Source organism: Pseudomonas sp. PH1b (assembly GCF_000633395.1).
Classification (GTDB): domain Bacteria; phylum Pseudomonadota; class Gammaproteobacteria; order Pseudomonadales; family Pseudomonadaceae; genus Aquipseudomonas.
This window is the reverse complement of sequence record NZ_AYMU01000005.1, coordinates 307,210-320,774: the sequence shown is the minus strand read 5'-3', so window position 1 is coordinate 320,774 and position 13,565 is coordinate 307,210. Positions and strand designations below refer to the sequence as shown.

Here is a 13,565-nt window from a genome sequence, read left to right as displayed (position 1 = left end):
TCCTCAAACGGCATCGGGCTTGGCCACGGGCAACTCGATACCCGGGAAGATCTTGATCACTGCCGAGTCGTCCTCACGGCCAAAACCGGCACTGGAGGCCTGCATGAACATCTGGTGCGCGGTGGCCGACAACGGCAGGGGGAATTTGCTGGCCCGGGCAGTATCCAGCACCAGGCCCAGGTCCTTGACGAAAATGTCCACTGCCGACAGTGGCGTGTAGTCGGCCTTGAGGATATGGGGCACGCGGTTCTCGAACATCCAGGAGTTGCCGGCGCTGTGGGTGATCACCTCGTACAGGGCGTCGGCATCCACCCCTTCGCGCAGGCCCAGGGCCATGGCTTCGGCAGACGCGGCAATGTGCACCCCGGCCAGCAGCTGGTTGATGATCTTGACCTTGGAGCCCAGGCCGTGAGCATCCCCCAGGCGGTAGACCTTGCCGGCCATGCCGGCGAGGATGGCTTCGGCCTTGGCGTAGGCGGCGGCCGGGCCGGAGGTCATCATGGTCATCTCGCCGGCGGCAGCCTTGGCCGCCCCTCCGGAGATCGGCGCATCCAGGTAGAGCAGGCCCAGGCCTTCCAGGCGCTGGCCCAGGTCCACGGCGTAGGTCGGGGCCACGGTGGCGCAGCCGATCACCAGGCTGCCGGGGCGCAGTGCCGCTGCCGCCCCGCCCTCGCCGAACAGCACGCTTTCGGTCTGCTCGGCGTTGACCACCACGCTGATGATCACATCGCACTCGCCCGCCAGTTGCGCCGCCGAGGCGCAGGCCACTCCACCTTCGGCAGCGAACTGCTCGGTGACCGCCGCACGGACGTCGCAGGCGTGCACCTTGAACCCGCTGCGCAACAGCGAACGGGCGATGCCCAGGCCCATGGCGCCAAGACCGATGACGCCGACATTGTTGTTATTCATGGGGGACTCCAGAAATAGCCCAGGACTGTGCCGCGCCGGACAGGCGCCAGGCAAGAACCGGGCAGGACAGGGAAATCCGGATTGCAGGTCCGGCAATTGCAAAACAGGCAGCGGCAACAGGCGACGTGCCAGACGGCAAGCCCGGAAGGTGCAGGGCACCCTGGACAGGTGCCGATAGAGGCAGGAGCGAATTGATCATCTTGGCCATCCTGTTGCTGTTGTTATCAGGTTGAGCTTTGGCTGTGAACGATCATCCACCAATGAACGGATTATGTGAAGATCTTTTTCGATCTAACATTTTTTAACATCGCGATTTTCTGCCCGCTGCGCCCGCCACTGGTCGGAACATCAGGGTCCAGCCGCCAGCGCCTGCTACAAACTCTCACAGCCCTGATCTGGATCAGCATTGAACGCAGAATCCTGACCGAGGCTCAGGACATGAAGATCGCTGACTGGCGGTAGCACCCTTCATCGCAACCCCGTTGACGCCCCCGCTGACCAGGGGCCCAATGGTCCGTCTCGTTATGCTTGGATAAGGATGATTCAACATGGCAAACATTGAAGTTCTATCGGGCGATTTCCTGCAGGGTGCCGGTGAGTACCGGCATGGCACCTTCAGGCTCAAGACGGTGCTCAACAGCGCCGGCGTCGAGATCAAGGCATCGGCCTTCAAGAGCCTGGAGATCGCAACCGAAAGCCCCATCGCCAACAAGGACGCGTTTGGCTATGGCATTGCCGGTGCCATGCTGTTGGGGCCGGTGGGCGCAATCGCCGGCTACCTGATGGCCGGCACGGAAAACGAAGTGACCTTCATCGGCACCCTCAAGGATGGCCGGCAATTGATGGCCGCCACCGACAGCAACACTTACAAGGATATATCCCGGCACTTGCTGAACTGATAATCCGCGAAGTTATATCCAGTGCTCATGACGCCCCTCCGTCATGAGCACTTTTTCGTTATATCCCTTATATATCCGCCACGCCCGCGCAAGTGAACTCTTCCCTTAAGCTGAACCTCAGCTGAAACTTCATCGCCAAATAAAGATTCAAGGCAATTTAGCCTTGACTCGGGGGACCCTCCTGAGTAAATTGCGCGGGCCGGTAAATCCGGCCCTTGTTCAACTCACTAAAGAAGCCAATGGACACAGTATCTAGACGCTGTCTGGTCGCTGCCGCTGCGCAGAGCCAGGCATTAAACCCTGAAAATGACGGGACTCGACTCCGCGGTCGGGTAAGCTGCGCTAGGGCTTGACGCTCCAACGTAACTTGCCTCCCCGGTACCAGTCCGGTCGCGAGGCAAATGTTATGAACTTCTCTTCTTCTGTTGTAATGCCCGGTGTGCGCGCCTTTGCCGCGACCATGCGGGTCAAGCTGTGCCGGGAGCCCAAGGCCCTGGCCCGCTCGCCTTTCTCTTCCCCATCGCCAGCCAGCGCCACCGCCCTGCGGGCCAATTGGCGTGTCTGCCCGAAAAGTGGCCAGTTGCAGCAACGCTGGAGCCTCGATGACAGCCAGGACCCGCAGAGTCGGGGCGCAGCCCTGCTCTGGCAGCAGGCCGGACTGATCGTCGGCCTGTACCTCGGGGCGCGCACTTAGCCTTAAATCAGCGGATATCTTCCGTTGTTTCCAAGCGAACTCCTTAGTTGGGAATTCGGTGGAATTCTATTGCCTGTCAGTTATAAAACTTGCCGGAGAAAGTTATGGAAGAGGCCAGTAGTAGGTTCGCTGCTCATTCAACTTCATTGTTTGAGCAGCGAACGTTAAAACCTGAAAAACGCCAAGATCCGAATCGATCGCTAACCTGCGGCTCGACATACTTGCGCTCGCCTTTAATTAGTTGAGTTGTTGGTGTGTTGTGCCGCAGTCAGGCGGCAGGAGCACACGATATGACTGTAAAGAACGCAACGCCCCGGAACCAAAGCGCCAGCAGCGACAGCAACAAACTGTCGATGCGCGCCGCTCGCGAAGCCCAGAACGGCCTGGCCGTGACCCTGGCCAACGTCAACTCCACCACCGCAGGCCTCACTGAACTGGACGCCGAAGGCCGCCTGCAACGGGATGGCCACAACGAGGTCGCCCACGACCGTCCGCCCCACGCCCTGGTGCAATTGCTGCAAGCCTTCAACAACCCCTTCATCTATGTGCTGATGGCCCTGACCGGTATCAGTTTCTTCACCGACTTCTGGCTGCCGCTGCAGGCCGGCGAAGAAACCGATCTCACCGGGGTCATCATCGTGCTGGTGATGGTGCTGGCCAGCGGCCTGATGCGTTTCTGGCAGGAGCATCGCTCGGCCAAGGCCGCCGAGGCTCTCAAGGCCATGGTTCGCACCACCGCGGCAGTGGTACGTCGCGAACAGATGGGCATGCAGTCCCGGGTGCGCGAAGTGCCGATGCGCGACCTGGTGGTGGGCGACATCATCCGCCTGTCCGCTGGCGACATGATCCCGGCGGACATCCGCCTGATCGAATCCCGTGACCTGTTCATCAGCCAGGCGGTGCTGACCGGCGAAGCCTTGCCGGTGGAAAAGTACGACACCCTGGGCGCAGTACAGGAAAAGTCCGCCCATGCCCAGGCGGCTGACCAGCAGGACCTGCTGGACCTGCCGAACATCTGCTTCATGGGCACCAACGTGGTCAGCGGCACCGCCACCGCAGTGGTCGTGGCCACCGGTGCCCGTACCTACTTCGGCTCCCTGGCCCGCTCCATCGTCGGCTCGCGCTCGCAAACCGCCTTCGACCGCGGGGTCAACAGCGTCAGCTGGCTGCTGATCCGCTTCATGCTGGTAATGGTGCCCATCGTCCTACTGATCAACGGCTTCACCAAGGGTGACTGGGCCGAAGCCTTCATGTTCGCCCTGGCGGTGGCCGTCGGCCTGACCCCGGAAATGCTGCCGATGATTGTCAGCGCCAACTTGGCCAAGGGCGCCGCGGCCATGGCCAAGCGCAAGGTGGTGGTCAAGCGTCTCAACGCGATCCAGAACTTCGGCGCCATGGACGTGCTCTGCACCGACAAGACCGGCACCCTGACCCAGGACCGGATCATCCTCGAGCACCATGTCGACATCAGCGGCAGCCGCTGCGATGAAGTGCTGCAACTGGCCTGGCTCAACAGCTACCACCAGAGCGGCATGAAGAACCTGATGGACCGCGCGGTAGTCAGCTTCGCCGAAGAGAACCCGCACTTCACCCCACCGGCGGCCTGGCGCAAGGTCGATGAGCTGCCGTTCGACTTCGTCCGCCGGCGCCTGTCGGTGATCCTCGCCGATGCCCGCGGCCATCACCTGCTGGTGTGCAAGGGCGCCGTGGAAGAGATGCTGGAAACCGCCACCTGGGTCCGCCAGGACGGAGTCGCCAGCAAGCTCGACGACGAACGCCGCGCTGCCCTGCTGAGCCTCGCCGAAGACTACAACCGTGACGGTTTCCGCGTGCTGCTGGTGGGCACCCGCGACCTGCCCCGGGACCAGACGCAGACCCAGTACAGCGCCCGCGACGAACGCGACCTGGTCATCGAAGGCTTGCTGACCTTCCTCGATCCGCCCAAGGAAACCGCAGGCCCCGCGATTGCCGCCCTGCGCGACAATGGCGTGACGGTGAAAGTGCTGACCGGCGACAACCCCATCGTCACCGCAAAGATCTGCCGCGAAGTCGGCCTGGAAGCCGGCGAGCCGCTGCTGGGTCGCGACATCGAGCTGATGGATGACCAAACCCTCGCCCGCCTGGTGGAAGAGCGCAGCGTATTCGCCAAGCTCACTCCGCTGCAGAAGTCCCGGGTGCTCAAGGCCCTGCAAGCCAATGGCCACACCGTCGGCTTTCTCGGCGACGGGATCAACGATGCCCCGGCCCTGCGCGATGCCGACGTCGGTATCTCGGTGGACAGCGGCACCGACATCGCCAAGGAATCGGCGGACATCATCCTCCTGGAAAAGAGCTTGATGGTGCTGGAGGAAGGGGTGATCAAGGGTCGCGAGACCTTCGGCAACATCATGAAGTACCTGAACATGACCGCCAGCTCCAACTTCGGCAACGTGTTCTCGGTGCTGGTGGCCAGCGCCTTCATCCCGTTCCTGCCGATGCTGGCGATCCACCTGCTGCTGCAGAACCTGATGTACGACTTCTCCCAGCTGGCCCTGCCGTGGGACAAGATGGACAAGGAATACCTGGCCAAGCCGCGCAAGTGGGACGCCAAGAACATCGGGCGCTTCATGCTGTGGATCGGGCCGACCTCGTCGATCTTCGACATCACCACCTTCGCCCTGATGTGGTACGTGTTCGCCGCCAACAGCGTGGAAATGGCCGCCCTGTTCCAGTCCGGCTGGTTCATCGAAGGCCTGCTCTCGCAGACCCTGGTGGTGCACATGCTGCGCACCCGCAAGATCCCGTTCATCCAGAGCACCGCAGCCCTGCCGGTGATGCTGGCCACGGGGCTGGTGATGGCACTGGGGATCTACGTGCCCTTCTCGCCCCTGGGCAGCATGGTCGGCCTGGTGCCGTTGCCGTGGGAATACTTCCCTTGGCTGGTGGGCACCCTGCTCGCCTACTGCGTGGTCGCCCAGACCATGAAGACCCTGTACATCCGCCGCTTCAAGCAGTGGTTCTAAGGGCTTGAAGCCTTAGTGGGACAGGCGCGACCGGCCACCGCCGGCCGCGCCGCACAGCCAGAGAACGACCCGTTCAGCGTCGGCACGCTCACGCCCTGCCGAGGCTGACGCCGTTCGCCTGCAAGGAGCATCGCCATGTACCTCAAGGCTTTTTCATGCTTGCAGCGCGCCCTGCGCGGGCTGCTGGTCATTGTCCTCAGCGGCTGCGCCCGCCTGCTCACGCGTTTGAGCATCCGGCTCTATGCCCGCGGCCTGCTGAGCGCGGTTGAAGTTCGATTTCTGCTGGGTTTCAGCGCCGCCATCACCCGCGCCTCCCTGCGGCTGGCGATTGCCTGAACCTGACACAGTCCCGGGAGAATACTCATGTCGGGCACCACACTCTTGATCAACCTGGCCGGCGCCATTGCGCTGCTGCTCTGGGGCTCGCAGATGATCAGCGGATCACTCCTGCGCGGCTTCGGCAGCCCGCTGCGCCAATGGCTCGGACAACACTTGAACAACCGCTGGCTGGCGCTGCTCTGCGGCGTCGGCATCACCGGCGTGCTGCAGAGCAGTACCGCGGTGAGCCTGATGGCCAGCTCCTTCACTGCCGCCGGCACCCTGGGCCTGGCCCCGGCCCTGGCGGTCATGCTGGGGGCCAATATCGGCTCGACCCTGGTGGTCCAGCTGCTCAGCCTCGACCTCTCGCTGGTGACCCCGGTAGTGCTGCTGGCGGGCTTCATGACCTTTCGCCTGCGCGACGATTCACGCTTTGAAAGCATCGGCTGCGCACTGATCGGCCTGGGCCTGATGCTGCTGGCCCTGGGGCTCCTGGGGTCGACCCTGGGCGCCGTGGAAAGCACGCCGGTGTTCCAGTTGGTGATGAGCAGCCTCGATGGCGACCTGCTGCTGGCCTTGCTGGTGGCGGTAGCCCTCACCTGGATGTGCCACTCCAGTGTCGCGGTGGTGTTGCTGATCGCCTCCCTGGCCGGCACCGGCCTGCTGTCGCCAGTCACCAGCATGGCGCTGGTGCTCGGGGTCAACCTCGGCGGCACCCTGCCATCGCTGTTCAGTGCCAGCGGCAACGTCGCCCGGCGCCTGCCCCTGGGCAACCTGCTGGTGCGCCTGGTCGGGGTGGTCCTGCTGCTGCCGTGGATCACCGCCCTGGCGCAGTGGCCGCTGATCCAGCAACTGCCGCCCGCGCTGCTGGTGGTGTACCTGCACAGTGCCTTCAGCCTGGTGCTGGCGTTGATGTTCATCGGTTTCACCGAGCCACTGGGCAAACTGCTGAGCCGGCTGCTGCCGGCCCCGGCGCCGGTCACCGACCCCGGCATGCCGCAGTACCTGGATGAAGCCGGGCTGGAGGTGGCCAACATCGGCCTGGCCAACGCCGCCCGTGAAGCCCTGCGCATGGCTGACATGCTCTCGGGCATGCTCGATCGGGTGCTGCAGCTGTTTCGCACCTCCAGCCTGAGTCATGCCGAGCAGGTACGGCAGATCGATCAGTCCCTGGACCTGCTCAGCGCGGCGATCCGTGCCTACCTGGCGGACATCGGCAAGGAAGGCATCAGCGACCAGGACGCCGACCGTTCCCAGGAAGTGCTGTTGCTGGTGATCAACCTGGAACACGCCGGCGACATCCTGTCCACCAGCCTGGCGCAACTGGCGGTGCGGCGCCTGCGCCGTGGCGAACCGTTCTCCGAGTTCGAACTGGGCACCCTGTACCCACTGCACCAGGAACTGCTGGAGAGCCTGAGCCTGGCGATCACCGTGTTCCTGCGCGAAGACCTGAACACCGCGCACCAGTTGGTGGCACGCAAGGAAAACGTGCGTCGCCTGGAAGCCGCCGCCAGCCGCGAGCACTTTCGCAAGCTGCGCGAAGACAAGGGCGCCTGGGCCGAGTCCGGCGACATCTTCCAGCGCCTGCTGCGCGATTACCGCCGGGTCCACCACCACATCGCCGCCCTGGCCTACCCGGCCCTGGAGCGCGCCGGCGAGCGCGACATCGAGCACGGCTACCTCAACGACCCGGTGCCCGAGGAGCGCCCGGATCGCGCCGACAAGGAGACCGCCCGATGCGCGTCCTGATCTGTGCCGGCCGCTACTACGCCGACAACCGCCAGTGCCGCCAGGTGCTCGAAGCCTTCCAGCGGCTGCACGAAATCCGCGTGGTGATCCACGGTGGCAGTCAGTTCCTCGGCGCCCATATCGAAGGCTGGGCCAGGGAAACCGGGGCCGACATCGTCCGCTACCCACCCAACTGGCAACTCCATGGCAAGCACGCCGAACGCCTGCGCAACAGCTTCATGCTCGGCGACAGCCGGCCCGACATCGTCATCGCCCTGCCCGGCGGAGAAGACACCGAAGGGTTGCTGCTCCAGGCCCGGGCCCGGGGCATCCAGACCCTGACGGTGGATGACTGAAGACCCCCCACGCACTGCCCATTGACGCCGGCCCCCGACCAACCGGCCCGGCCCCCTACACAGAGTGAGATTCGCCATGTCCAAGCACAGCCCTTATCGCTCCTCCCGCAGCCACAACCTGCCTGCCGCGAAAAGCCGCATGCTCAAGCGCAACCTGCTGTTCCTCGCCCTCACCGGCGGCATTACCGGCACCCTGGCCCTGTGTTCCAAGGCCCAGGCCGCCGGAGGTGCCTATGTGGTGGATGACGGCGCCATCAACGCCCCCGGCGAATGCAACGTCGACGTCTGGTACCAGAGCACGCGACACCAGCGTTCCGAGCACAACAGCGTGATTGCCCCGGCCTGCACCTTCAGCCAGTTGCCCTGGGTGCAACTGGGCACGGCGATCCAGCGCCAGCAGGCCGATGGCCAGGGCGAGACCCAGCTCAGCCCGCAAGTCAAGATCGCCCTGCTGGACCGCGAAGACCTCGGCCTGCAGCTGGCCCTGGCCGGCTCGGCGCACTGGGCGCTGAACCGCAACCACAGTTTCGACGGTGGCGACCTGAGCCTGCCGCTGACCTTCAGTGCCAGCCCAAGCCTGCGCCTCAACCTCAATGCCGGCTGGGCCCACGCCTACGACGATGGCGACCAGAGCCACCGCTGGACCTGGGGCAGCGGCGTCGAATATGACCTGGCGCCCAGCCTCACCCTGATTGCCGAGCGCTATGGCCAGCGCGGCGGCGAACAGGCCTGGCAAGCCGGGCCACGGCTGCACGTCAGCCAGCACCTGGACCTGGACCTGATCTTCGGCCAGCACCTGACCGAAAGCCGCGACCGCTGGCTGACCACCGGCGCGACCCTGAGATTCTGAACCCGGGGTTCGCCACCGCCCCCTCAACCGCCCCCCATCACCGTAGGAGCTGGCTTGCCAGCGAAGGCGTCAGCATGGGCAATGCATGACTCAAGGGCCTCTTCGCCGGCAAGCCGGCTCCTACAGGGTTCCGCATCGCCGGGGGCTGGCCCGTAGGAGCTGGCTGCCAGCGAAGGCGTCGGCATGGGCGATGCATGGCTTGAGGGCCTCTTCGCCGGCAAGCCGGCTCCTACAGGATTCCGCATCGCCGGGGCTGGCCCGTAGGAGCTGGCTTGCCAGCGAAGGCGTCGGCATGGGCGATGCATGGCTTGAGGGCCTCTTCGCCGGCAAGCCGGCTCCTACAGGGTTCCGCATCGCCGGGGGCTGGCCCGTAGGAGCTGGCTTGCCAGCGAAGGCGTCGGTAGGGGCGATGCATGGCTTGAGGGCCTCTTCGCCGGCAAGCCGGCTCCTACAAGGTTCCGCCTTTCCGAGGACTGGCCCGTAGGAGCTGGCTTGCCAGCGAAGGCGTCGGTAAGGGCGATGCTCGGCTTGAGGGCCTATTCGCCGGTAAGCCGGCTCCTACAGGATTCCGCATCGCCGGGGCTGACCCGTAGGAGCTGGCTTGCCAGCGAAGGCGTCGGTAAGGGCGACGCACAGCTTGCGCCGCCTGGACGGTTCAGGCCGGTAGCGGGTACAGGGCGTCGTCGAACTGCTCCAGCCGTGGAAACACCAGGGGCTGCTCGTCAGTCAGTTGCTCCAGGCGCCGCTGGTAGCTGTGCAGGAATGCCTGGCGGGCTTCCTGGCTAATGTAGGGCACGTGCCAGGCGACAAAAGGCTCCAGCACGTCACAGCCAACATAGGCCAAAGTGCCCCGCAGCAACGGGCGCAGCATGTCCTCCAGCGGTCCATGGATCGCCCCCTCGCCAAACATGTGCTCGCGCCCACCCAGGGTCAGGGTCACCAGGGCCTTCTTGCCCGCCAGGCCGCCCTGGTCATAGAAGCGCTTGCCGCCATAGCAGACCCCGGACACCAGCACCCGGTCGATCCAGCCCTTGAGCATGGCCGGCACCGAGAACCAGAACACCGGGAAATTGAGGATCAGCAGGTCAGCCCACAGCAGTTTGTCCAGTTCGGCCTGGATGTCCGTGGCAATGCTTGCGCTCTTTACTCCCAGGCGCTGTTCCAGGGCATACACCAGGTAGTCCGGGTTGGCCCGGGCGGCAAAGTCTTCGGCGCTGGCCACCGGGTTCCAGTTCATCGCATACAGGTCGCTGACCTGCACCTGGTGCCCCTGAGCCTCCAGGGTGGCGACCGCCTGGTCGCGCAAGGCGGCGGTAAAGGATTGCGGCTCGGGGTGAGCGTGGACGATCAACACTTTCATGAACATTCCTCAAACAGCGTGCAAGGTGGAAGATGCGGCGCGACGGGCCAACAACTGGTCGAGCCAGTCGGGGTCCATCTGCGGCTCGGATGAAAACAGCAGCCCGGTGTAGTCCTGGTAAGGCGGGGTGAAAATGCGCTGGCGGCTGCCCTGGTCCATCACTCGCCCGCGCTGCATCACCAGCACCTGGTCGGCAATGGCACGCACGGTGGCCACATCGTGGGTGATGAACAGGTAGGCCACCCCCAGCTGCCGCTGGATCCGGTCCAGCAGCTTGAGCACGCCCTCGGCCACCAACTGGTCGAGGGCCGAGGTCACTTCGTCGCAGATGATCAACTGCGGCTCGGCCGCCAGGGCCCGGGCGATGCAGATCCGCTGTTTCTGGCCGCCGGACAGCTCCCGGGGCTGACGCTCCATGTAGGTCGCCGGGTCCAGCTCGATCATCTCCAACAGCTCGCCGACCCGGGCCCGCAGTGCGGCCCCCTTGAGCCCCAGGTAGAAACTCAGGGGCCGGCCGAGGATGTCGACGATGCGCTGGCGCGGATTGAGGGCGGTGTCGGGGATCTGGTAGATCATCTGGATCCGCCGCAGTTGCTCCTTGCTGCGCTGGCGGTAATCCAGGGGCAAGGCCTGGCCGTCGTACAGCAATTGCCCGGACCCGGGGGGCAGCAGGCCGCTGATGACCCGGGCGGTGGTGCTCTTGCCGCTGCCGGACTCACCGATCACCGCCAGGGTCTGGCCCGGGTACAGGCTCAGCGAGACATCCTGCAGCACCGGTTGCCGGCCATAGGCAGCGCAGACCTTGCGCAACTCCAGCAACGGGCGCTCACCCGCCGGTTGCGGCTTGGGCTCGGTGCTGAAACTGCGCACTGCCCACAGCGACTTGGTGTAGTCCTGCTGCGGATCACTGAGCATGCGCCGGGTCTGGGCCTGCTCCACCAACTGGCCATGGCGCAGGACCATGATCCGGTCGGCCATCTGCGCCACCACCGCCAGGTCGTGGCTGATGTACAGCGCGGCGCTGCCGTAGGTCCTGACGCCGTCGCGGATCGCCGCCAGCACTTCGATCTGGGTGGTGACGTCAAGGGCGGTGGTCGGCTCGTCGAAGATGATCAGGTCCGGGTGGCAGGCCATGGCCATGGCGGTCATCACCCGTTGCAACTGGCCGCCGGAGACCTGGTGCGGATACCGCTGACCGATCTGTTCCGGGTCCGGCAGGCGCAGCAACCGGTACAGCTCCACCGCCTCGGCTTCGGCCCGGGCGCGCTCGATCCCGCCGTTGACTACCGCGCTTTCCACGTGCTGGTCGATCAGCCGCTGGGCCGGGTTGAACGAAGCCGCGGCGCTTTGCGCGACATAGGCGATGCGCAGGCCGCGCAGGCGGCGCAGGGTTTCCTCGGGGGCCTGCAGCAGCTCGATGCCGTCGAAGCGCACCGAACCGCCGCTGAACCGGCAACCATCACGCACATAGCCCATGGCCGCCAGGCCCAGGGTCGACTTGCCGGCGCCGGACTCGCCGATCAGCCCCAGCACTTCGCCGCGTTGCAGGGTCAGGTCCAGGCCCTTGATCAGGGGATGCCAGGCCTCCTGGTAATGGCCGTCGATGCGCAGGCCGCGGATTTCCAGCAACGGATTGGCTTGGGATTCGGCCATGTTCAGCCCTCCTTGAGGCCGCTGGACCGGTGCAGCATCCAGTCGACGACGAAATTCACACTGACGGTGATCAGCGCCACCGCCAGGGCCGGCAGCAGCGGACTGAAGTCACCGAAGGTGATCAGCACCGCGTTGTCGCGCACCATGCTGCCCCAGTCGGCCGTCGGCGGCTGGATGCCCAGGCCGAGGAACGACAAGGCGCTGATGAACAGAAAGACAAAGCAGAAGCGCAGGCCGAACTCGGCAATCAGCGGCGCCGCGGCGTTGGGCAGGACCTCGCGGGTCACCAGCCACCACAGCCCTTCGCCACGCAGGCGTGCGGCCTCGACAAAATCCAGGACCACGATGTTCATCGCCACCGCCCGGGCCAGGCGAAACACTCGGGTGGCGTCCAGCAGCGCGATCACCAGCACCAGGGAAACCGCGTTGGTGCCGACCACGCTGAGGATCAGCAAGGTGAAGATCAACTGCGGAATGGCCATCAGGATATCCACCAGACGCGACAGGCCCTGGTCGACCCAGCCCCCGCGCAAGGCGGCAACCAGGCCGCCCAGGCCGCCTAGCAGAAACGCCAGTGCGGTGGTCAGGAAGGCAATGCCCAGGCTGTTGCGCGCGCCGTACACCAGGCGGCTGAACAGGTCGCGGCCCAGGTTGTCGGTGCCCAGCAGGAACTGGCTGCTCCAGGGCGCGAAGCCCTCGCCCACCACCTGGGTTTCGCCATAAGGCGCCAAGAGCGGCGTGAACAGCGCCACGAGGATGTACAGCAGAATCACCAGCAGGCCGAAACGCGCGCTCAGGGGCGCCCGCAGCAAGGTTTTCAACAGGCTCATGGACTACCCCTTGGGATGCATCAGGCGCGGGTTGCTGGCGATCGACAGCACATCGGCACTGGTATTGAGCAGGATGTAGGTGGCGGCGAAGATCAGGCTGCAGGCCTGGACCACCGGGATGTCGCGCTTGGCCACCGAGTCCACCAGCAACTGGCCGAGCCCCGGGTAGACGAACACCACCTCGACCACCACCACCCCCACCACCAGGTAGGCCAGGTTCAGCGCCACCACGTTGACGATCGGCGCCAGGGCGTTGGGCAAGGCATGGCGCAGGATGATCCGCGACGGACGCAGGCCCTTGAGCCGGGCCATCTCGATGTAGGGGCTGGCCAGCAGGTTGATCAGCGCGGCGCGGGTCATGCGCATCATCTGCGCGATCACCACCAGGCTCAGGGTCGCCACCGGCAGCAGCGAGCGTTGCAGTATCGTGCCCAGGGAAGCGTCCGGCGGCAGGTCGGACAGGCTCGGCAGCCAGCCGAGCTTGACCGAGAACACCAGGATCAGGATGTAGGCGACAAAGAACTCCGGAAACGACACCGCGCTCAAGGCCAGGGTATTGAGCAGCCGGTCGAACCAGCCGTTGCGGTACAGCGCCGCCAGCATGCCCAGGGCCAGGGCCAGGGGCACCGAGACCAGCGCCGCCAGCGCCGCCAGGCTGAAGGTGTTGCCCAGGCGCGCCGCCACCAGTTCGGTGATCGGCCGCTGGTTGGCCAGGGACAGCCCCAGGTCGCCGTGCAGCAGCTGCCACAGCCAATGGCCGAAACGCGCCAGCGGCGCCTGGTCCAGCCCCAGCTGGGCGCGAAAGGCGGCCACGGTTTCCGGGGTCGCCGCCTGGCCGAGCATGGCCTGGGCGATGTCCCCGGGCAGCAGGCTGACCGCAAGAAAGATGATCACCGACACCGCGAACAGCGAAAACAGGCCCAGGGCCAGGCGCTGCAGCAGCAGATTGCCAAGTCTTTTCACCGA

At 65.1% G+C, this 13,565-nt stretch carries 13 protein-coding genes; 8 read left to right on the top strand and 5 right to left on the bottom strand.

Annotated elements, in window-relative coordinates; all coding sequences use genetic code 11:
* Nucleotides 1-3: 3 nt before the first annotated feature.
* Nucleotides 4-909, bottom strand: coding sequence for an L-threonate dehydrogenase (gene ltnD, locus U873_RS0110850; RefSeq protein WP_025128279.1), 906 nt, complete (start codon nt 907-909; stop codon nt 4-6).
* A 273-nt stretch (nt 910-1,182) separates the two neighbouring features.
* On the opposite strand from ltnD, the gene U873_RS0110845 reads away from it, so the two are divergent.
* From U873_RS0110845 to U873_RS0110810, 8 genes are all read left to right on the top strand, one after another.
* Nucleotides 1,183-1,371 (top strand): hypothetical protein, encoded by a 189-nt coding sequence (locus U873_RS0110845; protein ID WP_025128278.1) that lies wholly within the window; start codon nt 1,183-1,185, stop codon nt 1,369-1,371.
* 86 nt (nt 1,372-1,457) lie between these two features.
* Nucleotides 1,458-1,808 carry a hypothetical protein gene (locus U873_RS0110840; protein WP_025128277.1) on the top strand — a complete coding sequence of 117 codons (351 nt, stop codon included), beginning with the start codon at nt 1,458-1,460 and terminating at the stop codon, nt 1,806-1,808.
* 406 nt (nt 1,809-2,214) lie between these two features.
* Nucleotides 2,215-2,502: a hypothetical protein gene (locus tag U873_RS0110835; protein ID WP_025128276.1), complete on the top strand. Its 288-nt coding sequence runs from the start codon at nt 2,215-2,217 to the stop codon at nt 2,500-2,502.
* A gap of 290 nt (nt 2,503-2,792) precedes the next feature.
* Complete coding sequence (gene mgtA / locus U873_RS0110830; RefSeq protein WP_025128275.1) at nt 2,793-5,504, top strand: magnesium-translocating P-type ATPase; 2,712 nt, start codon at nt 2,793-2,795, stop codon at nt 5,502-5,504.
* Nucleotides 5,505-5,639: 135 nt separating this feature from the next.
* Nucleotides 5,640-5,840: a hypothetical protein gene (locus tag U873_RS0110825; protein ID WP_025128274.1), complete on the top strand. Its 201-nt coding sequence runs from the start codon at nt 5,640-5,642 to the stop codon at nt 5,838-5,840.
* Nucleotides 5,841-5,867: 27 nt separating this feature from the next.
* Nucleotides 5,868-7,571: a Na/Pi cotransporter family protein gene (locus U873_RS0110820; RefSeq protein WP_025128273.1), complete on the top strand. Its 1,704-nt coding sequence runs from the start codon at nt 5,868-5,870 to the stop codon at nt 7,569-7,571.
* Nucleotides 7,559-7,906, top strand: a complete 348-nt coding sequence (locus U873_RS0110815; protein ID WP_025128272.1) for a DUF2493 domain-containing protein — start codon at nt 7,559-7,561, stop codon at nt 7,904-7,906. The genes U873_RS0110820 and U873_RS0110815 overlap by 13 nt, the downstream gene beginning before the upstream one ends.
* Nucleotides 7,907-7,982: 76 nt before the next feature.
* Nucleotides 7,983-8,756: a hypothetical protein gene (locus tag U873_RS0110810; RefSeq protein ID WP_025128271.1), complete on the top strand. Its 774-nt coding sequence runs from the start codon at nt 7,983-7,985 to the stop codon at nt 8,754-8,756.
* A 655-nt stretch (nt 8,757-9,411) separates the two neighbouring features.
* On the opposite strand, the gene U873_RS0110805 is transcribed toward U873_RS0110810, so the two are convergent.
* The 4 genes from U873_RS0110805 to U873_RS0110790 are packed head-to-tail and all read right to left on the bottom strand — an operon-like array spanning nt 9,412 to nt 13,562.
* A complete protein-coding gene (locus U873_RS0110805; protein WP_025128270.1) occupies nt 9,412-10,116 on the bottom strand; it encodes an NAD(P)H-dependent oxidoreductase in 705 nt (234 codons plus the stop codon).
* A 9-nt stretch (nt 10,117-10,125) separates the two neighbouring features.
* Entirely contained in the window at nt 10,126-11,769 is a 1,644-nt protein-coding gene (locus tag U873_RS0110800) for an ABC transporter ATP-binding protein (protein WP_025128269.1), read from the bottom strand.
* A gap of 2 nt (nt 11,770-11,771) precedes the next feature.
* Nucleotides 11,772-12,599, bottom strand: a complete 828-nt coding sequence (locus tag U873_RS0110795; RefSeq protein ID WP_025128268.1) for an ABC transporter permease — start codon at nt 12,597-12,599, stop codon at nt 11,772-11,774.
* A gap of 3 nt (nt 12,600-12,602) precedes the next feature.
* Nucleotides 12,603-13,562: an ABC transporter permease gene (locus U873_RS0110790; RefSeq protein ID WP_025128267.1), complete on the bottom strand. Its 960-nt coding sequence runs from the start codon at nt 13,560-13,562 to the stop codon at nt 12,603-12,605.
* Nucleotides 13,563-13,565: the final 3 nt, after the last annotated feature.

Excerpts from the sequence above, each read along its gene's own strand:
- U873_RS0110840 (WP_025128277.1), top strand. The coding sequence starts at position 1,458 with ATGGCAAACATTGAAGTTCTATCGGGCGATTTCCTGCAGGGTGCCGGT.
- U873_RS0110795 (WP_025128268.1), bottom strand. The coding sequence starts at position 12,599 with ATGAGCCTGTTGAAAACCTTGCTGCGGGCGCCCCTGAGCGCGCGTTTC.
- ltnD (WP_025128279.1), bottom strand. The coding sequence starts at position 909 with ATGAATAACAACAATGTCGGCGTCATCGGTCTTGGCGCCATGGGCCTG.
- U873_RS0110820 (WP_025128273.1), top strand. The coding sequence starts at position 5,868 with ATGTCGGGCACCACACTCTTGATCAACCTGGCCGGCGCCATTGCGCTG.
- U873_RS0110815 (WP_025128272.1), top strand. The coding sequence starts at position 7,559 with ATGCGCGTCCTGATCTGTGCCGGCCGCTACTACGCCGACAACCGCCAG.
- U873_RS0110800 (WP_025128269.1), bottom strand. The coding sequence starts at position 11,769 with ATGGCCGAATCCCAAGCCAATCCGTTGCTGGAAATCCGCGGCCTGCGC.
- mgtA (WP_025128275.1), top strand. The coding sequence starts at position 2,793 with ATGACTGTAAAGAACGCAACGCCCCGGAACCAAAGCGCCAGCAGCGAC.
- U873_RS0110825 (WP_025128274.1), top strand. The coding sequence starts at position 5,640 with ATGTACCTCAAGGCTTTTTCATGCTTGCAGCGCGCCCTGCGCGGGCTG.
- U873_RS0110810 (WP_025128271.1), top strand. The coding sequence starts at position 7,983 with ATGTCCAAGCACAGCCCTTATCGCTCCTCCCGCAGCCACAACCTGCCT.
- U873_RS0110835 (WP_025128276.1), top strand. The coding sequence starts at position 2,215 with ATGAACTTCTCTTCTTCTGTTGTAATGCCCGGTGTGCGCGCCTTTGCC.
- U873_RS0110805 (WP_025128270.1), bottom strand. The coding sequence starts at position 10,116 with ATGAAAGTGTTGATCGTCCACGCTCACCCCGAGCCGCAATCCTTTACC.